At 40.0% G+C, this 20445-nt stretch carries 19 protein-coding genes; 10 read left to right on the forward strand and 9 right to left on the reverse strand.

Features of this window, described 5'->3' with window-relative positions; genetic code table 11:
- Window positions 1-315: 315 nt before the first annotated feature.
- From PN497_RS05160 to PN497_RS05170, 3 genes are all read left to right on the forward strand, one after another.
- The gene (locus PN497_RS05160; protein WP_096571700.1) at window positions 316-696 is read left to right on the forward strand and encodes a hypothetical protein; all 381 of its coding nucleotides are present in this window, start codon (window positions 316-318) and stop codon (window positions 694-696) included.
- Between the two features lie 304 nt (window positions 697-1000).
- A complete protein-coding gene (locus tag PN497_RS05165; RefSeq protein WP_096571699.1) occupies window positions 1001-1501 on the forward strand; it encodes a hypothetical protein in 501 nt (166 codons plus the stop codon).
- 113 nt (window positions 1502-1614) lie between these two features.
- Window positions 1615-2394 (forward strand): photosystem II S4 domain protein, encoded by a 780-nt coding sequence (locus PN497_RS05170; protein WP_096571698.1) that lies wholly within the window; start codon window positions 1615-1617, stop codon window positions 2392-2394.
- Between the two features lie 79 nt (window positions 2395-2473).
- On the opposite strand, the gene PN497_RS05175 is transcribed toward PN497_RS05170, so the two are convergent.
- The gene (locus PN497_RS05175) at window positions 2474-3253 is read right to left on the reverse strand and encodes an SDR family NAD(P)-dependent oxidoreductase (RefSeq protein ID WP_096571697.1); all 780 of its coding nucleotides are present in this window, start codon (window positions 3251-3253) and stop codon (window positions 2474-2476) included.
- A gap of 149 nt (window positions 3254-3402) precedes the next feature.
- Here PN497_RS05175 and PN497_RS05180 point away from each other — a divergent pair, with 149 nt between their 5' ends.
- Window positions 3403-3543, forward strand: a complete 141-nt coding sequence (locus PN497_RS05180; RefSeq protein ID WP_236104107.1) for a hypothetical protein — start codon at window positions 3403-3405, stop codon at window positions 3541-3543.
- Between the two features lie 153 nt (window positions 3544-3696).
- Window positions 3697-6195 (forward strand): phosphoenolpyruvate--protein phosphotransferase, encoded by a 2499-nt coding sequence (gene ptsP / locus PN497_RS05185; protein ID WP_272109746.1) that lies wholly within the window; start codon window positions 3697-3699, stop codon window positions 6193-6195.
- Between the two features lie 110 nt (window positions 6196-6305).
- Here the strand turns inward: ptsP and PN497_RS05190 are convergent, their stop codons facing one another.
- On the reverse strand, window positions 6306-6932 hold the full coding sequence (locus PN497_RS05190; RefSeq protein WP_096571695.1) for a CPP1-like family protein: 627 nt from the start codon (window positions 6930-6932) through the stop codon (window positions 6306-6308).
- Window positions 6933-7488: 556 nt separating this feature from the next.
- On the opposite strand from PN497_RS05190, the gene PN497_RS05195 reads away from it, so the two are divergent.
- A complete protein-coding gene (locus tag PN497_RS05195; RefSeq protein ID WP_272109747.1) occupies window positions 7489-8202 on the forward strand; it encodes a response regulator transcription factor in 714 nt (237 codons plus the stop codon).
- A 145-nt stretch (window positions 8203-8347) separates the two neighbouring features.
- On the opposite strand, the gene PN497_RS05200 is transcribed toward PN497_RS05195, so the two are convergent.
- On the reverse strand, window positions 8348-8557 hold the full coding sequence (locus PN497_RS05200) for a DUF2811 domain-containing protein (protein ID WP_096571693.1): 210 nt from the start codon (window positions 8555-8557) through the stop codon (window positions 8348-8350).
- Window positions 8558-9224: 667 nt separating this feature from the next.
- Window positions 9225-9875, reverse strand: a complete 651-nt coding sequence (hisIE, locus tag PN497_RS05205; RefSeq protein ID WP_096571692.1) for a bifunctional phosphoribosyl-AMP cyclohydrolase/phosphoribosyl-ATP diphosphatase HisIE — start codon at window positions 9873-9875, stop codon at window positions 9225-9227.
- Between the two features lie 211 nt (window positions 9876-10086).
- Between hisIE and hemL the strand changes: the two genes are divergently transcribed.
- Both hemL and PN497_RS05215 read left to right on the forward strand, forming a co-directional pair.
- Window positions 10087-11385 carry a glutamate-1-semialdehyde 2,1-aminomutase gene (gene hemL, locus PN497_RS05210; RefSeq protein WP_096571691.1) on the forward strand — a complete coding sequence of 433 codons (1299 nt, stop codon included), beginning with the start codon at window positions 10087-10089 and terminating at the stop codon, window positions 11383-11385.
- Window positions 11386-12163: 778 nt separating this feature from the next.
- Window positions 12164-13084 (forward strand): M23 family metallopeptidase, encoded by a 921-nt coding sequence (locus PN497_RS05215; RefSeq protein ID WP_096571690.1) that lies wholly within the window; start codon window positions 12164-12166, stop codon window positions 13082-13084.
- Window positions 13085-13442: 358 nt separating this feature from the next.
- On the opposite strand, the gene PN497_RS05220 is transcribed toward PN497_RS05215, so the two are convergent.
- A complete protein-coding gene (locus tag PN497_RS05220) occupies window positions 13443-14237 on the reverse strand; it encodes a L,D-transpeptidase (RefSeq protein WP_096571689.1) in 795 nt (264 codons plus the stop codon).
- 595 nt (window positions 14238-14832) lie between these two features.
- Between PN497_RS05220 and PN497_RS05225 the strand changes: the two genes are divergently transcribed.
- Together PN497_RS05225 and PN497_RS05230 are read left to right on the forward strand one after the other, a co-directional pair.
- Complete coding sequence (locus tag PN497_RS05225) at window positions 14833-15489, forward strand: sigma-70 family RNA polymerase sigma factor (protein WP_096571688.1); 657 nt, start codon at window positions 14833-14835, stop codon at window positions 15487-15489.
- Window positions 15490-15650: 161 nt separating this feature from the next.
- Window positions 15651-16286, forward strand: coding sequence for an anti-sigma factor family protein (locus PN497_RS05230; RefSeq protein ID WP_096571687.1), 636 nt, complete (start codon window positions 15651-15653; stop codon window positions 16284-16286).
- 60 nt (window positions 16287-16346) lie between these two features.
- Here PN497_RS05230 and PN497_RS05235 read toward each other — a convergent pair whose 3' ends face one another.
- The 4 genes from PN497_RS05235 to PN497_RS05250 form a co-directional block, all read right to left on the reverse strand.
- Window positions 16347-16733, reverse strand: coding sequence for a gamma-glutamylcyclotransferase family protein (locus PN497_RS05235; RefSeq protein WP_096571686.1), 387 nt, complete (start codon window positions 16731-16733; stop codon window positions 16347-16349).
- A gap of 196 nt (window positions 16734-16929) precedes the next feature.
- The gene (locus tag PN497_RS05240) at window positions 16930-18273 is read right to left on the reverse strand and encodes a TRAP transporter large permease (protein ID WP_096571685.1); all 1344 of its coding nucleotides are present in this window, start codon (window positions 18271-18273) and stop codon (window positions 16930-16932) included.
- A gap of 8 nt (window positions 18274-18281) precedes the next feature.
- The gene (locus PN497_RS05245; RefSeq protein ID WP_096571684.1) at window positions 18282-18905 is read right to left on the reverse strand and encodes a TRAP transporter small permease subunit; all 624 of its coding nucleotides are present in this window, start codon (window positions 18903-18905) and stop codon (window positions 18282-18284) included.
- A 639-nt stretch (window positions 18906-19544) separates the two neighbouring features.
- Window positions 19545-20414, reverse strand: coding sequence for a Uma2 family endonuclease (locus PN497_RS05250; protein ID WP_096571683.1), 870 nt, complete (start codon window positions 20412-20414; stop codon window positions 19545-19547).
- Window positions 20415-20445: the final 31 nt, after the last annotated feature.

Below are 20445 nucleotides of genomic sequence, written 5' to 3' on the forward strand. Positions count from 1 at the left end.
GATATTTCTCAAGTTAAGATTTACAAGAAAGACTACCGCTATCATTGCTTGGTTTTCGCGTTGGCAATAGTCTTAATTCAATACTTGATATCGTAGGATTATATATCAAGTGGGCGATTTTCTTAACTCACTTATGTCAATACTTGTCAATATAAGTATAGTTTTGTCTATAAGATAGTCAGATTAGGACTAGCTCTATCCTGACTCTTGACTCCTGTACGGGCGAAGCATTCGGGCGACCAATTATCAATTTTATGAAAAGCCTATTTTCCGAATGCTTCGCCTCTACGACTCCTGACTCCTTGATCTCCTTTTATGACTAAAATCACATCACAAGAAATAGCCCAATTTCGCTCTCAATTAGCAGATGATATTCAAGCAATGGAAGCATTAGACTTGATAGAAGACTGTGAGGGAGACTTAGAAGATGCAGCCATGACCCTGGCTATTAAAGCGGGACAAGAACCTGGTAGAACAAATTCCGAATGGTTAGACGCTTTAACAAAAAAATGGCGTGCTGTTATCTGCGAACAAGAATATAGAGATGATTTATTAAATGGTTCAATTTCTGGGATGATGTCAAACCTGAGAAGTATTCCTGAGTTTCCCAAAATTTTGGCAACACCAGTTTTGATATATGTCCTCAAGCAAGGTGTAAATAATTTCTGTGAACCTTTAGATTCTTTAAAATCATGATACAAATAGGGCATAGGGGTTTAGCAATGCTAAACCCCTACGAGAAATTCATAAGTGCTGAGTCTGTCGTTGAAGCAGTGCTGATATTCTGTTGATTAAAGATACAGCAGATTGCAGATCAATCAGGTACAGAATCTAACTTGAAACCTAGACAGAAAGAGAGTTTTACTCCTGACTTCTGTACGGGCGAAGCATTCGGGCGACCAATTATCAATTTTATGAAAAAGCTATTTTCCGAATGCTTCGCCCCTACGACTCCTGCTGTAATTAAAGAAACCCTGTTTTATATAACTTTTTTAGACCAATGAATTACCTTGTAGCCGTATTACCAGACCGTATCCAAGCTGAATCTGCTTACTTAGGCTTAGAAAAAGAAGGGATAAATAGCACTATCCTGGGTAGAGGATACAAAACCGCTGATGAGTTTGGTTTAATAGACCCCAAAGAAGAAGCGAAAAAACAAGTACGATTGATGGCATTCTGGTTAATACCATTCGGCTTTTTTGCTGGTTTTACCTTCAGTCTCATCACTGGTTTAAACACCTTTGCTTGGGCTGGTGAAATCGGTAATCATGTTATCGGTGGGTTACTGGGTGCTGGTAGCGGTGCTATGGGTAGCGTCTTTGTTGGTGGTGGTGTGGGTTTGGTTTTTGGTAGTGGTGATGCTTTACCCTACCGTAACCGTTTGGATGCTGGTAAATATTTAATTGTGGTTCAAGGTTCAGAAACTCTGACTCGCCAAGCAAACCGCATTTTACGGCAGTATGACCCCGAAAATATCCAAGGTTATGCAGAAAATGGGTAATAGGTAATTGGTAATAGGTAATTGGTAATGGGTAATTCATAATTCGTAATTTTTCCCAATCACCAGTCACCAGTCACCAATCACCAATCACCAATCACCAATCACCAATCACCATGTTACCAAGAGAAGAACTTTTAAAAGGTGTTGAAAACCGCGATAGTATCGCCCGTGTAATTGACCAAGCAGAACAGGCTATAAAGACTTGGGAAGTTGTTGTAACGGATTTTTTATCTCCGCCGGAGTTAGCAGAAATTCAACGGGTTTTTAGCCGGTTAACAGAGGTGCATTTAGTAGCCTGGGGTGGATATCCCCAAGCTGAACGTCAACGAGTGGCGATCGCCCGTTCTGAACTGCCTTTAGATTCATCTCAAGTTGTTATTACTGCTTTAGAAATTGCTGGTAATTTCCTGTTTGATACTGCTACCCATCGTGATTTTTTAGGAGCAATGTTGGGTACAGGAATTGTCAGAGAAAAAACCGGAGATATTATTATTTTGGGGGAAAGAGGAGCGCAAGCAATTGTAGTTCCTGAACTGGTAGAATTTCTGGAAATGAATTTAAAACAGGTGCGTTCTGTTCCTGTGAAAACTCAACCTATTGATATTAACGAACTAAAAATTAGAGAACCGAAAAAGAAAGAATTAACCACAGTAGAAGCTTCATTAAGATTAGATGCGATCGCCTCTGCTGGTTTTGGGATGTCTCGTAATAAAATGGTTGATTTAATTGACTCTGGTGATGTGCGGGTAAATTGGAAAGAAATTACTCAAGCGAGTTCGCAAGTCAAAACCGGAGATTTAATAGCAATTCGCGGTAAAGGACGTTTAGAAGTTGGTGAAATTGCCGTGACTAAAAAAGAACGTTACCGCGTGCAATTAACAAGATATATGTAGGTGATTGGTGATTGGTGATTGGTGATTGGGTAATCATTTTATGTTTCCCTATCAACTATCAACTATCAACTATCAACTATTACCCATGTTTAAACTGTTTAGCTATTGCACTTACCAAAGATTCTCTTGGGAAAAAGCGGTGCATATTGACAATGATTTTATTTGCTAAACCACCGCTAACTACATTTAAATCACCTTTTTCTAAACCTTGTAAAGCATCTTTAACAACTTCTTCAGGAGTAGCTAGTTTATTATTTGCACTGGCTAAAGTTTCAGGAAACTGAGCTTCAGTGAAAAAATCTGTTTCTGTAGGACCTGGACAAACTACTAAAACTTTTACCCCATAATCTTTATTTTCTGCCCACAAAGCTTCACTAAAACTCATAACAAATGCCTTAGTTGCCCCATAAACAGAAATATAAGGCATTGGTTGAAAACCAGCAATTGAGGATACATTAATAATGCTACCAGAACGACGTTGACGCATTAAAGGTAGAAATTTGTGAGTTAAATCTACCAATGCCATAATATTTAATTGAATCATTTTTAATTGTCGTTCTCCATCTCGTTCAGCAAAATCTCCATAATCACCAAAACCCGCATTATTGATTAACAAATCAATTGTTATTTCTTGGCTTTTAATAAAATCAAAAACCTCATTAGTAGCATTATTTTCTGTCAAATCTTTGGGTATAACTTCGACTTTTATTTGATGTTGTTTTTCTAATTTTTCCGCTATTTGGTTTAGTTTTTCCTCTGAACGGGAAACGAGAACCAGATTGGTTTTGCCTGCTGCTAATTCTTCCGCAAAAGCTTTGCCAATTCCACCTGACGCACCGGTAATTAAAGCTGTTGACATTTTAGATATGATTTGATTTATTCTTTCACCTTTTCCTATAGTAGCAACCCTACCTAGCAGTTGTGTGGAAATGGGAAAATTTTTGGGGAATCATTGTATTATTTCTAGTCACAAACGGGAATACTAGATGTACAGAGATTTGGTAAGTTATGAGTGTAAATAATTTTCAGTTAAGAAATGCGATCGCTCACGGTTTCAAAACTACTTCACTAACTATAAAATCTGTACTTGAACTTATTGAAGTTATAGAACAGTTGTTAAACTCACTAAATGCTGATAGCGCAGCATAAACAATAACATTAATTCTTTATCCTGACTCCTTTTCTTGGTTCTTGTTACAAAATATTAATCTTCTCCTCTCAAACCTAAATAGAACCTAAATAAATACAGTCTTTTCATTTTCACAATTCATAATAGGATGGGTAACTGGCTAAGGTATTACAGTGGTTGGTATTGTTATTGTTTCGCACAGTAAACAATTGGCTCTGGGAGTACAGGAACTAGCTGCACAGATGGTTCAAGGCAAAATTCCCCTCGCTGTAGCAGCAGGTATTGATGATCCAGAACACCCACTAGGTACAGATGCGATCAAGGTTTATGAAGCGATCGCCTCTGTATTCTCAGATGATGGTGTTCTCGTGCTGATGGATTTGGGTAGTGCTTTAATGAGTGCGGAAATGGCTCTGGAGTTTCTACCCCCAGAACAACGAGAAAAAATCTATTTATGTGCAGCCCCATTAGTAGAAGGCGCTATTTCTGCTGTTGTTGCTGCTGCTGCTGGGAAAAACATCCAGCAAGTGATCACGGAAGCACAAGGGGCATTAATAGCAAAAGCAACTCATTTAAATTTAGTCACCAGTCCATTATCAGACTTCAGTACACAAACTGGTAATACAGCAGCAATTCCTACCCAGGAAATTCGCCTCAAAATTACTAACCGCTTAGGTTTACACGCTCGTCCTGCTGCTCAGTTTGTAGCCACGGCATCCCGGTTTAAATCCCAAATTAAAGTACAAAATTTAACCAGAAATACAGAAGCGGTCAGAGGTGACAGTATTAACCAAGTTGCTACTTTGGGAGTACGTCAAGGACATGAATTGCTGATAACTGCTACTGGTACGGATGCCCAAGAAGCGCTAAGAGCTTTACAAGGATTGATTATTAACAACTTTGGTGAAGATGATAGCATTATCGCAATACCAGCCCCCCGTGAGGAAGTTACATCACCAACGGAAGGAGAACTCATAGGAATTGCTGCTTCTTCTGGAATAGCGATCGCCCCATTAATTCATTATCAATCTGTCACCATCCCAATTACAGAATATCACATAGAAAATGTAGAAATCGAGTGGCATAGATTACAATCTGCTATCCAAATAGCTAAACAGGAAATTGCTTCTTTACTTTCCCATACATCAATACAAATTGGTGATGCGGAAGCGGCTATTTTTGATGCCCATCTGTTATTTTTAGCAGATCCAGTCATGCTAGAAGCCGCACGTCAGCATATTGTTGAAAAACGCCTTAATGCAGAAGTATCTTGGCAAGCTGTAGTTGATGAAGTAGCAAATTCTTACCGTAAACTAGAAGATGCTTATTTACAAGAACGAGTAGATGATGTAGTTGATGTCGGGCGTAGGGTGTTAAGAATTTTACTTGGTAGTCTGCCCACTGACTTGCACATCACAGAACCATCAATTATTGTCGGTACAGATTTAAGTCCTTCAGATACCGCTAAACTCGATCCAGCTAAAGTAATGGGCATTTGTATGACTTCTGGGAGTGCAACTTCCCATAGTGCTATTATTGCCCGCACATTAGGCATTCCAGCGGTTGTGGGTGTAGCTCCTCAAGTGTTAACCTTAGAAAGTGGCACTTTGATGGCAATTGATGGCGAAAGCGGTAAAGTTTGGGTAGCACCACCAGCAGAAACATTAACAGCCCTAGAAGCCAAACGTCAAACATGGCAAACCGCCCAAGCCGAAGCGAAAGCTAAAGCACATCAGCCAGCAATTACCCGTGATGGTCGGAGAATACAAATTTTTGCTAATATTGGTAGTATTGCCGATGCCAAAACCGCTGTCAGTCATGGTGCAGAAGGTGTGGGTTTACTGCGTACAGAGTTCTTGTATCTGGAAAAGACAAAAGCACCCACAGAAGAGGAACAATTAGAAGTTTATCAGGCTATAGTTCAGGTTTTAGACCAGCGTCCCTTAATTATTCGTACCCTGGATGTAGGTGGAGATAAACCACTTCCTTATCTGAGTTCCTTGAGTGAAGAAACCAACCCCTTCTTAGGTGTGCGGGGAATACGTTTCTGTTTAGAAAATCCTCAATTCTTGAAAACTCAATTAAGGGCAATTTTACGCGCCAGTTACGGTAATAATATCAAAATTATGTGGCCAATGATTGCCATTTTAACAGAATTACGAGCAGCTAAAGCAATTTTAACCGAAGTGCAGGCAGAACTGCGAGCAGAGGGAATAGCTTTTGATGAAAAAATGGCAGTGGGAATGATGATAGAGACACCCGCAGCAGTAGCTATTGCTGATCAGTTAGCTCAGGAAGTGGACTTTTTTAGTATAGGTACAAATGATTTAAGTCAGTATGTGATGGCAGGCGATCGCACTAATCCCAAAGTAGCAACTTTAGCCGATGCTTTGCAACCTGCGGTATTACGTATGATTCAGCAAACAGTACAAGCTGCCCATGCTGCTAATATTTGGGTGGGGTTATGTGGAGAAGTGGCCGCAGAAACCTTAGTAGCACCCATTTTATTAGGTTTGGGATTAGATGAATTAAGTGTCAATCCCCAAGCTATAGCATCATTAAAACAAGCTATTTCCCATTTAACCATCTCAGAAGCCCAAGCGATCGCATCTGTAGCATTAACACAAGATTCAGCCACCAGTGTTAGAGAATTAGTTTATCCTATAGGGTAAAATATATAGCAGGAGTCAGGAGATCAAAGGGTCAGGAGTTGAGAATTAATTTATTTTTTCTTGCCTCTTGCCTCTTGCCTCTTGCCTCTTGCCTCTTGCCTCTTGCCTTATCAACGCAGAAAGCTGCTAATTAACCACATCAAAATAAACGTCAGAACCGTAGAAAACTGATTTGCTGTAATATTGATCAAAGCTAGTTGCTGTAATACAGGTACTGCAATCAATCCCCCAGCTATTAAGCCAATAATAAGACTTGCCAGGGTAAACAAAACTGCTCGACCAAATTTATTTTCCTTGCGGTTGAGAAAATAAATACTGACTCCAACCCCAACCACCAATCCCAGTTGCAAAACCTGATCGCTGGCAGTAGGAACAAATAAACTAATAGCACTTAAACCCAGGAACCAAGCTCCTGGTGCGAGTACATCTGATAGACTCGGTTGATCCAATATTCGTTGCAGCCATGCAGGTGACTGATCACGAGTAACCGGACTTTCTTTTTGTGGAGATGGAACTCGCATTTCTGGAAAGCGGATACGCTCTGGTACTTTAATTTTACCTTCTTGGCGCATTCGTAAGCGATCCATTAGAATCGCATCATACGCTGCTTCAATTAATTCCCGACCCTTGCTATCACCACCATGTTGCTCCAACAGGCGATTGCGAGCGTCCTGAATTTCATCAAAACTAGCATCTTCTGATACCCCAAGTTTTTGGTAGGGATTTTGATCGCTCATGGCAGTGTGTTACTTCAGCCCTAGTCAGCAGCAGTCTTTTGTTGAAGAAAAAACAACCTTAAGTTCTATGATAATCGAAACAGTGCTTTCGGCCGATTCTTATCCTCATAATCAGGATATTAGCACAGCTGAGTTTATTCGACTCAAGAATTTAAACCATAGTTACTTTAACATATTGCCATCACAGACATCCATCAAAGGTTTTCAACCTATTTTCTGATAACCATATTGATTAATGGTATAAAATCGCATATTGATTTGAAATTAAACCGTTTTAAATTGCTGTTTCACTAAGCTAAGTACACACTATGCAAACTGAAACAGAAAGCTACAAATAGGGTCAAGAAAACCATACGGTAGATATAGTACATATTCTGAAATGCAGACCTGATATTCGTAAAATTAGTGTCTACATCTTTCATAATTGTAATTACAGTTTATTGGAACAATCAGGATACTCTTATCTACTCCTTGTAGATTTTTCAGTACAGCCAAAGTGGAAAATGCGTTTTTACGTAATATCTCTGTTAATCATAATGAATTTTTGTGCAAAGTAATGGTCATAGCTCCTGCCCAGATTCTTGTAGTTGATGACGACCCCGCCGTTCGGAATTTAATTCAACGCTTTTTGATCAAACAGAATTATCAAGTAGAAGCTGCCGAAGATGGTAAGACTGCCATCAACTTATTTGAGCAATTTAACCCAGACTTGGTAATTCTAGATGTAAACCTACCAGATACGATTGGTTTTAACCTGTGCCAAGAGATGCAAAGCCGAAATGGCGTTTTTGTCCTTATACTCACCAGTCGCACAGATGAAACTGACAAAATTCACGGTTTTTCCAAAGGTGCTGATGACTATCTCACCAAACCCTTTGGACTGGGAGAGCTAGAGGTCAGAGTAGCAGCAATTTTGAGGCGACAGCGGGTTGTTACCACCGCAGAACAAAAACGCCTCATTTTTGACAAACTCATAATTGACCCGGTGCGGAGAGAAGTAACACTTAATGACGAACCAGTACCCTTGACCGCTTTGGAGTTTGATTTGTTGCATTTTTTAGCCAGTCATCCAGGTCGAGTTTGGCGGCGATCAGAACTTATACAAGAGGTTTGGGATTATGAATATGTAGGAGATCAGCGAGTTGTCGATGTTCACATCGGTCAAATTCGCAAGAAAATTGAAATTGATGCTAGTCAACCAGCATTAATTCAGACCGTACGTGGTGTAGGTTACAAATTTGAATCTACTACCAATCCACAAAACGAATAACTCTAAGGGTATTGCGTGTAGGGTGTCTGCTGTATTACATCACCCTATCACCCTATCACCAACCTCTCACAGTGCTAATACTTAGGGTTTGCTGAAAAAGTCTTTTCTTAGAGACAGGGAACAGGGAATAGTTTCAAGAGTTGGATCAAAGAAATTTTTGTTCTTGATGAAACAAAGTTTCTAAATAAATACGAGCAGCATAGCGATCGCTCTCTCCATTTTGCAGCAAAAACAACGATAACGCCGCAGTTAATACTCGGTTTTGATCCCACTCAGGATGGGTTTCTAAATAGTTTTTGAGGGATTCGTGGAGTGCTTCGGGAATCACTGTAAAGATACTAACTGTTGTGTTCATAAGATTTCCCTTCTATACGGTCTATCAAGAAATTTTGCTTGCATTTATCCGAATTTTGGATTTTGGATCGACCCACAAATAAATCAGGGGCATACCATCAAGGAATTATTGGTCAAGTATTGTCACCAGCCATAAAATCCCCACTCATACCTGAGTTCACTGTGCAAAATTGATGCTCATGTCGGAACGGAATAAAAAAGCAAGCCGAATCATTGTCCGCTCAGAGGGGGTGGGTTTGTCAATGCTGCGAAATGTTAAAAATCGGTAGTTAAAAAATAAATACTCACGAAATAATCAGGGCTAGAGCTATATTTTTGTTACTTAATTTAATAAAAACTCAGTTGGTGATGTAGTTCAGTCATCAAAGCATAAAATCCCCAGTAAGCCAGCAAGGCTTTGTTAGTTCGTCAAGCATCTGTGGAAAACTGGCAAACTTCCTGTGGAAATTCTGTGGAACTAAAGAGGATAATAGCCGCAAATAATAAGAATTACAAAAATATCAAGGTTTAGTAACAATTTAGCTCAGTGTGACTTCGATTTGAGAGCCTTTCTTGCAGAACTAGCAACTTACGTTAATAAATGGGTCATTGGTAATTGGTAATTGGTAATTGGTAAAAACTCTTACCCAGTCCCCAGTCCCCAGTCCCCAGTCCCCAGTCACTAGTCCCTATTTCCGGCGTTCTTGTAATTTCCGATAAACAGCTTTTAAATCAACTTGATGATGTGCTAGAGCCACCAGGGTATGATAAAACAAATCTGCAACTTCTCCGGCGATCGCCTCAGCATCATCATCTTTGCAAGCCATGACAACCTCGGCGCTTTCCTCACCAATCTTTTTCAAAATCTTATTATCACCACCAGCCAATAATTTGCAGGTATAGGAATTTTCATGAGGATGATCACGGCGATCGCAAATTACCTGAAAAAGCTGAGATAACATATCTGCTGGAGGTGGTTGAACCTTGCCATCAACCTGATGAAAACAACTGCGTTCCCCAGTGTGACAAGCAATATCTCCCAACTGCTCAACACCAATCAGTAAAGCATCACTATCACAATCATAACGAATACTTTGCACCTTCTGAATATGTCCAGAAGTAGCGCCCTTATGCCAAAACTCCTGACGGGAACGACTCCAAAACCAAGTTTCTCCAGTTTCCAAAGTCTTTTGCAGAGACTCCTGATTCATCCAGGCCATCATCAATACAGTACCATCTAGATAATCTTGGATAATCGCAGGTACTAAACCTTTGTCATCGTAACGAATTTTTTCCACAGGGATGGCAGATTGGAGCGTTAGCAGTTCAGGAGAAGACATACAAAAACTAGAGTAAGTTAACAATTATTAATCAATTGCAGATGCTAACAGGAGTTTAGCAGAAAGTGGTGATTGGTGATTGGTGATTGATGATTGGGAAAAATATTACCCATTACCCATTACCCATTACCCATTACCCATTACCCATTACCCATTTAGTCCTATCCTAATTAAAGAAGCTCAATTTAATTACCACCTATAGGAGATAACCTTGGTAAACACCACAATTAAAACTACAAAATCACAAGAAATCTTTGCTGCTGCTCAAAACCTCATGCCAGGAGGCGTTAGTTCTCCCGTGCGTGCTTTTAAATCTGTTGGTGGACAACCCATAGTATTTGATCGTGTTAACGGAGCATATATTTGGGATGTAGACGGCAACAAATATATAGACTACGTTGGTACTTGGGGTCCTGCTATTTGTGGCCATGCCCATCCAGAAGTAATCAGCGCATTACACGCAGCTTTAGAAAAAGGCACTAGCTTTGGCGCTCCCTCCGTGCTAGAAAATGTCTTAGCAGAAATGGTAATAGATGCAGTTCCTAGCATCGAAATTGTGAGATTTGTCAACTCTGGAACTGAAGCCTGTATGGCCGTCCTCCGGTTGATGCGAGCTTTCACCAACCGCGAAAAAATCATTAAATTTGAAGGTTGCTATCACGGCCACGCTGATATGTTCCTGGTTAAAGCCGGTTCTGGTGTAGCTACACTCGGTTTACCCGACTCCCCAGGAGTACCTAAATCTGCAACTAGCAGTACCTTAACTGCGCCTTACAACGATTTAGAAGCCGTTAAAGCCTTATTTGAAGAAAACCGTGATCAAATAGCTGGTGTAATTCTTGAACCTGTTGTTGGTAATGCAGGTTTTATTCCTCCCGATGCTGGTTTCTTGGAAGGTTTACGGGAACTTACCCACGAACATGGAGCTTTATTAGTATTTGACGAAGTGATGACAGGCTTCCGTATTGCTTACGGTGGCGCTCAAGAGAAGTTTGGCATCACTCCCGATTTAACCACAATGGGTAAAGTCATCGGTGGTGGTTTACCCGTAGGCGCTTATGGTGGTCGTCGGGATATCATGTCAATGATTGCCCCCGCCGGTCCTGTATATCAAGCTGGTACTCTTTCTGGAAATCCCTTAGCGATGACTGCGGGAATTAAAACACTAGAATTATTACAAAAACCAGGGACTTATGAACAGCTAGAGCGCATCACCAAAAAACTAGCTGATGGTTTGCTCAAAGTTGCTCAAGAAACAGGACATGCTGCTTGTGGTAGTCATATCAGCGCCATGTTTGGCTTATTTTTCACCAGTGGTCCAGTTCACAACTACGAAGATGCGAAAAAGTCTGATACAACCAAGTTTGGAAGATTCCATCGTGGGATGTTAGAGCGTGGTATTTACTTAGCACCATCTCAGTTTGAAGCTGGGTTTACTTCTTTAGCCCACACAGATGAAGATATTGAGCAAACGTTAGCCGCTGCAAAGGACGTGCTTTCTAGTCTCTAATTTCTGGGGACTGGGGATTGGTGATTGGTGATTGGGGACTGGGTAAAAACTAAATTCTTACTTTTGCCTTGTACCTATTCCCTGTTCCCTATTCCCTATTTTTTAACAACCACATCCTTTATGTCGACAACCTTTGACAGTTTGATGCCGATGCAAAAAAGCTAACTAAGTAGTCGTGCAAAATAAATTTTATATTTGGGATAGGGAACAGGGAACTCTTAACAGTGAACAGATAAGGAATACAGAGATTTTTGTTTGTTCCAAAAATGTTAAATTAATTCTGCCCAGGTACTTAATAGACCTCTCCGAAAAAGATGTAGGGACAATTCATGAATTGTCCCTAACAAGGGTTTGCTTATATCCGACTTTCCGTACTTCAAAATGTAATACGTTAATACTTCAATAAATTTTACAAAAAATGTTGATATTATTCAGTATTTAAACGTATGAATTATAGCCCTTCGTCGATCGCTATTCAACCACCATTAACCCCAATTTTCTTAATTTTCATGTATTACAAAGCGAAGTGCGGAATGTGGGTTAGAACTAAGAAGTAGAACCCCATAGATTTAGTTGTCAAGGTACAGATTGCCGTTAGGCAGTTAGGTTTTTATACAGGTTAATTACCGTTCCTGTTGAAAACAAGATATCATGACTGCCCCACGCATGGGCAATCCGTTCGCCTACATCCACTGTTCCTTAGTACGATAAAGTATCATAGCAAGGCGTTGATACTTTATCGGGCGTGGTTTTGGCTCACTCAATTTCTTTATAACCTATGACTACCAAAGCTCAAGTTATTAATTTTCAGGATAAGTTACAGCGTGTTGGTGTCAGCAGTGTCACTAAGATGTTAATGGGAATTCTTGCGGCTGTTCCCATAGCACAAAGCTTGCCAGCAGAGGCTTTAGAAGTACAGATTTTACCGGAAAAAGTGCAATTGGGAGATACAATTTCCGTATTAATTGAACCAGAAAGTGGAGAACAGCCTGGTATTCCTACGGTAACAGTTGGAGAGCAAACCTATCCAGCCTTTGAAATTGCCCCCAATAAATACCGTGCTTTTATTCCTACCACTCCATTAGAAGAACCAGGAGTAAGACAAGTTACTGTGTCAGGAGAGGGACAGCGACAAAGAAATTTGGCTGTGTACGTAGGCGATCGCAAATTTCCCATCCAACGTATTAATTTACCCCCAGGAAAAGCCGGAGTTAAAGCAACAGAATATGAACTAGAACGAGTTAAAGAGTTTAAAGCCCTACAAACACCTGACAAATATTGGGACGGTGTTTTCCTGAGACCAAATCAAGGACGGATGACCACAACCTATGGTGTAAGGCGCTACTATAATGGTAAATTTGCCAATGATTACTACCATCGAGGACTGGACTACGCTGGTGCAGCAGGTTCAGCTGTAGTTGCCCCAGCAGCAGGAAGAGTGGTTTTAGTAGGCACAGTATCCCAAGGTTTCATAGTTCATGGTAATGTAGTTGGCATTGACCACGGTCAAGGAGTAACCAGCATTTTCATGCACCTCAGTCGGATTAATGTTAAAGAAGGTGATATGGTCAAAGCTGGTCAACTAATTGGTGCAGTAGGTTCTACAGGTGCTTCTACAGGACCTCATCTACACTGGGGTTTATATGTCAATGGAAAATCTATTGATCCTTCATCTTGGAAAACAAAGATAATTGATTAGTAATTAAGAATTACTAATTCATAATTCATAATTAGGGTTTGCTGAAAAAGTCCCTTCGTTGAGGCAGGGAATAGGGAATAGGGAATAGGGAATAGTTTTAGCTATCTGTTATCCCCAGATTTTCTAATTTATCAGACCCAAAATGCACAGTTTTTAAGGTATGCCCTTCAAAAATCTTGCACTTTCTTTCCTCCTGATCAGCCTCAAACCTTTGATTTACGAGTATTTTGGGTTTATTCAGCAAGCCCTATTTAGGATTTAGGATTTAGGATTTTGGATTGTTTCTGTCAACTCAATCTAAAATCTAAAATCTAAAATTATTCTGAATCCTGTCTCCTGCCTCCTGACCACTGCTATTTTAGTTGCGGACTAATACTGGTGTGCCTAAATCTAATTGCTGGTATAACATTCGCACATCAGGGTTACGCATTCTCAAGCAACCATGAGACACGGCTGCACCTATTAAATCAGTATCAGGTGTACCATGAAAGCCAATTTCGTTTCTGCCATCTGACCAAAAACCAATCCATCTGTCTCCTAAAGGACTATCAGTACCAGCTTCATATATTTTCCCTGTAATTGGATGTTTCCAAATGGGATGATGCTCTTTATGTATGACTTGAAAACTACCTGTGGGTGTTTCCCAGCCTTTTTTACCAATAGCAATGGGGTAACTAGCTATAACTTGGTCATAGCGGTAAACATAAACCCGGCGATCGCTTAAATCAACCACCACTTCTGTCTGAGTAGATTGAGAACCTTGAACAGACGTGGACTCATCCACACCGCGAAAGAAAAAGCCCTTTGGTTTGCTGTTTGTCTTCTGCTTCTCGATCTGTTCTGGAAACACCAACTTTGTATTTTTTGGTGTATCCGCAGCACTAGCTACATATTTTTTCCCAGCAGTAGAATTTGATGGAGAAGAGGGAAAAGACGCGCCGAAAGCGGTTTCCCCAATGCTAATACCTGGAGAAATATTTTTACTAGAGTCAGTCGGGGAAGTAGAATTTTTCCTTAATGTAGTGGATACCGACGGATTTAACTGGGCTGTTGTTCTCATACTGTGCCAATGGACAGCCAGAGATAAAATTGCTGTGCCAAAACAGAGGAACATTACCATCCGCGCTACAGATTCATTTCTTGCCATTGCCATTGCTTATTGTGTATCCCTGACATATCTGGCTCATTAAAATTAATTATGGACTGCCAACAGCAGCCAATTAGCAAAGAATTTATCAATAATTATCAGTTATCTCATTACCCTGACAATATCTTTATAATTTAGAAGTTTTAGGAGTCAGGAGTCGTAGGGGCGAAGCATTCGGAAAATAACCTGTGATAAAAATTGATAGTTTATCGCCCGAATGCTTCGCCCGTACAGGAAAATAGCCTTTTCATAAAATTGATAGTTTATCGCCCGAATGCTGATGCTTCCAGCACGCTTCGCGAACGCCCGTACAGGAGTCAGGAGTCAGGAAGAAGAGGGTAAATATTTCTTCCCAGTCACCATTCACCATTCACCAGTCACCAGTCCCAATTGTCAAGGGGTAGTAGTCAGTTGTTTAAGTGAATACATCCTACTGATTTTTTTCCCTATACTCAAGACTCGGCATTGTAGACTCAACACTTTTTTTATAATTCCTGATTTATATTTCTGTGTTGATCTCATAAATCCGTCACTTAACCCAGGAACATCTCTCTAATTATCTAGTCTAATAGGAGGGGATGATTTACAGCCAGTACGATCTATGAGTCAATCGATTACTGTATCCTGGTCAACTGTTGATGCCAATTATTCACAAGCATCGGTGCAAGTTGACAAACTCTCAAACCACGATCTTATTTTACGCTGTCAAGCAGGACTGCGCCCAGATAAAGCTGCCTTTGCAGAACTCTTACGGCGCTATCAGACTCAGGTCGATAAGGTTTTATACCATCTGGCTCCTGATTGGTCTGACAGAGCCGACTTGGCTCAGGAAGTGTGGATTCGAGTCTATCGCAATATTAACCGCTTACAAGATCCTGCTAAATTTCGGGGTTGGTTAAGCCGTATTGCCACTAACTTGTTTTATGACGAGTTGCGTAAACGCAAACGGGTTGTTAGCCCCCTGTCATTGGATGCTCCCCGCTCGGTAGACGACGGCGAGATGGATTGGGAAATTGCTGGTGATACACCAGGACCAGAGGAAGAACTCACTACTAGAGAATTTTACGAACAACTGCGAGATGCGATCGCTGATTTACCAGAGGTGTTCCGTACTACAATTGTCCTGAGAGAAATCGAAGGATTACCCTATGAAGAAATTGCCGAAATTACTGGCGTTTCTCTAGGAACTGTAAAATCGAGAATAGCTAGGGCTAGATCCAGATTGCAAACCCAGTTGCAAAGTTATCTAGATGGTTAAGTAAATTTACAACATCTTTCCTTAATTCAATGGTAGAATTTTAAAAGAACAAGAACTGTGGTGAAATCTCAATTTTTTTCTACCATTTGGCAGTAAAATTGCTTAAATTCTCAAATTTATCCGCTGTGTTGACCCGTGTATGACTTGGTAAAAACGTTAAGATGAATACTGATTCTCAGTTTGATGACCGTTCCCCCTCCCAATTCCCTAGTGATGTAGCAAATGGAATGGCTAAATATACCAATGAATCAACGGGTACTAAGGATATGGAGAAACGTGATTGCCGACAACACAACGAAACTGACCGCTTTGAGTTATTAAGTGCTTACCTAGATGGCGAAGTTACCGCTGCTGAACGTAAGCAAGTAGAACAATGGCTGTCCACAGATGAATCAGTTAAGTGTCTGTATGCACGACTTTTAAAACTGCGGCAGGGTGTAAAAACCATGCCCATACCAGCATCTGCACAGCCTCCAGAAGTGACATTCCAGCAAGTCTGGAAACGCTTGAGCTACCGTTACCAACTAGGTTGGATGTTTGGAGGGGCTGCTGTAGCGGCTTGTATCATCGGCTCAATCTCAGGCTTTATTCCCGGTAATACATCCAAATTACAACTGGCACAACAGAAAATACAGCCAATAACGGTAACAAGTCAGCCAGCAGTTTCTACCTCACCGTTAATGGTAGCCTTGAATAACCCAGTCATTGAAATTCCCAAAACAGCAGTAGCTTCTCCAAGAAAACCAGTTACTGAGTCAAAAACTCTCAAAAAAGATTCAGAGTTAAACATTAACTAATGAGTTGACAGATTACAGAACAGGCAACAGGTAACAGATTACAGCTTCAAAGCTGTGAAGTTAACTATTCCAACAACCATCCAGTTGAGGAATACCACGGAGTTGGTAAACCTTTTCTATCGTCATCAAGTACACCCAAGCCCAACCTAAAGACAAGCGGTCTAAATCAAAAATTTCGATATATTCCCTAGTGTAAAGATTTTCTGACACTGGTTTTGTGGGCTGGTAATCTTCTAGATCATCCAATGCGGGTAAAATCTGGGAGTCAGCAAAAGACAACAAATAACCGTAAACTTTCTCATCTCCGAGTGTCATCGCCGGATATCCCATTGGTAAAGCATATATTTTACCGAACGCGATCGCTTTTTTTGATGTTAATACTTTATGTTCACACAGGTGATAATTAGCTTCAAATGGTTTTAGAGTACCGTATACAAAAACATTCATTACTGTGGTTGCTTAGTTAGGGCTTGCCGAAAAAGTGATCGTTAGAGGCTAGGGAACAGGAAACAGGGAACAGTTTCCAGAATTGAATTTTTAATCACATTTTTACCCCCTTGTCCACCGTCCTTCCTTGTATTGCCCTCACGACAAAGTAAAATACCTACCTCTGTTACCCATCCCGCACCCCGCTTCTATTTTTTCAAGTTCCCGTAGTTGCGGAAACATCAATTAACCAGCGAACAGTTTGGGGGAAATTAATCACAATTAACAAAACAATAAACTGTAAAATCATAAAAGGAATTGCACTTTTATGAATATCAAATGTACTCACCTCTTTAGGGGCAACACTTTGTAAATAAAACAAAGAAAATCCTACTGGTGGCGAAATAAAAGCAGTTTGTAAATTAATTGCCATTACCACACCAAACCAGACCATATCAATATCTAAAGCTTGGGCAGCAGGTACAAATAAAGGCATAGCAATAAAGCATATTTCCATAAACTCTAGAAAAACACCCAGAGCGAAAATTGCTAAATTACTAACAATTATAAACCCCCAATATCCTCCTGGTAAACCAGTTAATAATTGAGTAATCAGAGTTTTTCCGCCCAAAGCATCAAACACCAAACTAAACATTGAAGAAGAAAATAAAATCATTACCACTAAAGCAGTAATTACCGCTGTAGAATGAGCCGCATCACGAATTAATTGGGGAGTCAAACGTTTATTAAAAGCTGCGAGGATAGTAGCCCCAACTGCACCTACTGCCCCTGCTTCCGTGGGAGTAGCAACACCAAAGAAAATACTTCCTAATACTGCAAGAATTAAGAAAATAGGGGGAATAACTGCTTTAAAAACTTTTTTAATTAATTGACTACCTTGAGGAATTTCCACATCCGCAGGAATCAAGGGAACTTTTTCTGGATTAAAAACAGCTAATCCTAATATATAAAGAATATAAGAACCAGATAACATTAAACCAGGAATTAATGCCCCTAAAAATAAATCTCCTACAGAAACACCAATTTGATCACTGAGAATTACTAATACCAAACTTGGAGGAATTAACTGGGCTAAAGTACCAGAAGCAACTATCACCCCAGCAGCTAATTTTTTATCATAGCCATAGCGAATCATTACAGGTAAAGATAACATTCCCATAACAATTACCGTAGCTGCTACAACTCCAGTTGTGGCGGCTAAAACAGTTCCTACTAAAACGACTGCTAAGGCTAAACCACCCCTGACACGACTAAAAAGAATACCAATAGTTTCTAATAATTCTTCCGCTAATCCTGATTTTTCTAATACTGCACCCAGAAACACAAAAAACGGAATAGCTAGTAGAGTAAAATTGGACATTGTTCCAAACCAACTATTGGGTAATAGTAGGAGACGGGCAGGATTAAAAGCCCCTAATGCTGTACCAATGATTCCAAAAACAATGGCTGTACCGGCAAAGGAAAAAGCTACAGGATAGCCACTCATTAAGATAACGAAAAAGCCAACAAACATGAAAATGGATAACCATTGAAAACCCATAATTTTACCTACTCAATATTGATATTTTCTGAAGTTTCTAAACGAATTTTCTCTGCTACTTCTTCATAGCCTAATAGTACGGCTACATATTTAATTGTTTGAGAAATACTTTGTAAAAGCAGAAATAATAAACCTATGGGAACCATTGTTTTAATGGGAGCGCGGGGTAAACCATTAGCATCAGAAGATACTTCCCAATTTCCCCAAGTACCATCACTTAGTCTTCCCCAAGACTGTAAAACTGGGTTAAATGTCACCCAAATACCAATTAAACAAAAGGGAATTAAAAATAAAATTGTTCCTAAAAAATCAACTAAGGCGCGTCTTTTTTCACTCATATTAGTATAGAGAAAATCAACCCGCACATTTTCGCCATGACGTAAAATGTACGCAAAGCCTAGTAAGAAAGTGAGAGAAAATAGATACCATTGTAGCTCTAATAAGGCATTAGAAGATAATTGCACTCCGATGAAGCGCCCTAGATAACGGGCGACAACATTAAAGAAACCAACGCCAATGGTGAGTAAAACTAGCCAATTGGATAACCATCCCAATTTATCAGCACATTTGTCAATAAACTGGGATACTTTTAACAGCTTGCTGATGAAGGTGAATCTTCTTGAGTTACGCATAGAACATAATAAATTCAGGGTAAGAATTGAGAATGCAGGATTAAGTCTCAATAATAACCCAAGTTGCTAGTTATAACTATAAGCATAAGCCTTCTAGATCCCCCTAAATCCCCTTAAAAAGGGGGACTTTGATTAATTTCCCCCTTTCTAAGGGGGGTGACGGGCGATCTAATCGAGAAATAAACCTGAATATTTGTAACTAGCAACTTACGTTAATACTTTAACTGCCCTATGGCTAACGCCACGCTGCGCTATCGGGCGAGGCAGAAGGCAGAGGGCAGGAGGCAGAAGGAAAATTTTTGAATTAAGAATAAAGCCTTTTTGACTCGCCCATTTGGGTTTAAGTCCACCGCCATAATCTGGTGATTTGGTGAGCCAGCACTGCAAGAAGGTTTTCTTCTGTAGGTGACTGGCGTTCGCGTAGCGTGCCGGAGGCATTACCCGCAAGGGCGGTCTACGATTAGAGGTGGGTTTAAATCCCCCACTAAGACAGCCTCCTGCCTCCTGCCTTTCAACTCCTGCCTCCTTTAAATATTGTTCAAAATTCAGTTATAAAAAATTTTTTACAAGATGATATTTCACAATATTTAATCTATTTATCAGTCCTGTAGGGGTCTAGCACTGCTAAACCCCTACTATTTAATTAATCAATCTTTCCACATCGAAAATATCCAAATTTGTTAACTGTGATACTTGTTCTACAGACATTCCATTCTGTAATAAATTCATCGCAACTTGTCTTAATTGCAGTTCAGCTTGTTCTGCACGTTGTTTTTCTTGTTCTGCACGTTGTTTTTCTTGTTCTGCACGTTGTTTTTCTTGTTCTGCACGTTGTTTTTCTTGTTCTGCAATTTGTTCTACTTCATCTGCTTTTTGTTTTGCAATTTCTGCGATTTCCTGAGAAGTAGGAAATAACTCACCATCCAAAGTTGCCCAGCGTAACCATGTTGTTTCAACACCTCTATACTTACCTTGCCAACGCACTAAAGCCAAATTTAAGACTTTACTTACCAGTTGCTTTTGATCATTTAATGGTATTTGTTGATATACACCACTATTTAGATCAAAACCTGCAAAATCATCTGGTTTAAAAGGGTCATACCAAAAATATTCAGATACCCGCATTTGATTTTGATAAATCAATTTTTTCGCATTTTTATCATTATTAGCTGTACTTTCTGACAGTAATTCAATTACAACATCTGGCGGTTTTCCCTCTTCCCAAACCACCCAAGATAATCTTTCTGTTTTCGGCACACCTAAAACAGCAAAGAAATCTGGACCGCGAAAATCTTGATTTTTTAATTGTGCTAAACTGTAGTAGACAAACATATTGCCTCCTACATATCCATCAGCCCTTTGATCTAACCAAGGCTGAATCGTATCAATTAAAATATCCATTTGTAATTTATGTCTTTGTGTCTCCATCGGGATACCATCATCACAAGGAAGTTCTGCCTGGGTGGGTGGCAGTTTAATGCTAGGCTTGGCCAAAACAGTTTCTAACATAGCTGTTAAATATTAGTTAGAAATTACTTAA

Origin of the sequence: Sphaerospermopsis kisseleviana CS-549, from assembly GCF_028329225.1 — a bacterium.
In the GTDB taxonomy this organism is placed as follows: domain Bacteria; phylum Cyanobacteriota; class Cyanobacteriia; order Cyanobacteriales; family Nostocaceae; genus Sphaerospermopsis; species Sphaerospermopsis kisseleviana.

Excerpts from the sequence above, each read along its gene's own strand:
- PN497_RS05160 (WP_096571700.1), top strand. The coding sequence starts at position 316 with ATGACTAAAATCACATCACAAGAAATAGCCCAATTTCGCTCTCAATTA.
- PN497_RS05235 (WP_096571686.1), bottom strand. The coding sequence starts at position 16,733 with ATGAATGTTTTTGTATACGGTACTCTAAAACCATTTGAAGCTAATTAT.
- PN497_RS05165 (WP_096571699.1), top strand. The coding sequence starts at position 1,001 with ATGAATTACCTTGTAGCCGTATTACCAGACCGTATCCAAGCTGAATCT.
- PN497_RS05175 (WP_096571697.1), bottom strand. The coding sequence starts at position 3,253 with ATGTCAACAGCTTTAATTACCGGTGCGTCAGGTGGAATTGGCAAAGCT.
- PN497_RS05245 (WP_096571684.1), bottom strand. The coding sequence starts at position 18,905 with ATGCGTAACTCAAGAAGATTCACCTTCATCAGCAAGCTGTTAAAAGTA.
- PN497_RS05215 (WP_096571690.1), top strand. The coding sequence starts at position 12,164 with ATGACTACCAAAGCTCAAGTTATTAATTTTCAGGATAAGTTACAGCGT.
- PN497_RS05230 (WP_096571687.1), top strand. The coding sequence starts at position 15,651 with ATGAATACTGATTCTCAGTTTGATGACCGTTCCCCCTCCCAATTCCCT.
- PN497_RS05200 (WP_096571693.1), bottom strand. The coding sequence starts at position 8,557 with ATGAACACAACAGTTAGTATCTTTACAGTGATTCCCGAAGCACTCCAC.
- hisIE (WP_096571692.1), bottom strand. The coding sequence starts at position 9,875 with ATGTCTTCTCCTGAACTGCTAACGCTCCAATCTGCCATCCCTGTGGAA.
- PN497_RS05225 (WP_096571688.1), top strand. The coding sequence starts at position 14,833 with ATGAGTCAATCGATTACTGTATCCTGGTCAACTGTTGATGCCAATTAT.
- PN497_RS05195 (WP_272109747.1), top strand. The coding sequence starts at position 7,489 with ATGGTCATAGCTCCTGCCCAGATTCTTGTAGTTGATGACGACCCCGCC.
- PN497_RS05180 (WP_236104107.1), top strand. The coding sequence starts at position 3,403 with ATGAGTGTAAATAATTTTCAGTTAAGAAATGCGATCGCTCACGGTTTC.
- PN497_RS05250 (WP_096571683.1), bottom strand. The coding sequence starts at position 20,414 with ATGTTAGAAACTGTTTTGGCCAAGCCTAGCATTAAACTGCCACCCACC.
- PN497_RS05220 (WP_096571689.1), bottom strand. The coding sequence starts at position 14,237 with ATGGCAATGGCAAGAAATGAATCTGTAGCGCGGATGGTAATGTTCCTC.
- PN497_RS05190 (WP_096571695.1), bottom strand. The coding sequence starts at position 6,932 with ATGAGCGATCAAAATCCCTACCAAAAACTTGGGGTATCAGAAGATGCT.
- PN497_RS05170 (WP_096571698.1), top strand. The coding sequence starts at position 1,615 with ATGTTACCAAGAGAAGAACTTTTAAAAGGTGTTGAAAACCGCGATAGT.
- PN497_RS05240 (WP_096571685.1), bottom strand. The coding sequence starts at position 18,273 with ATGGGTTTTCAATGGTTATCCATTTTCATGTTTGTTGGCTTTTTCGTT.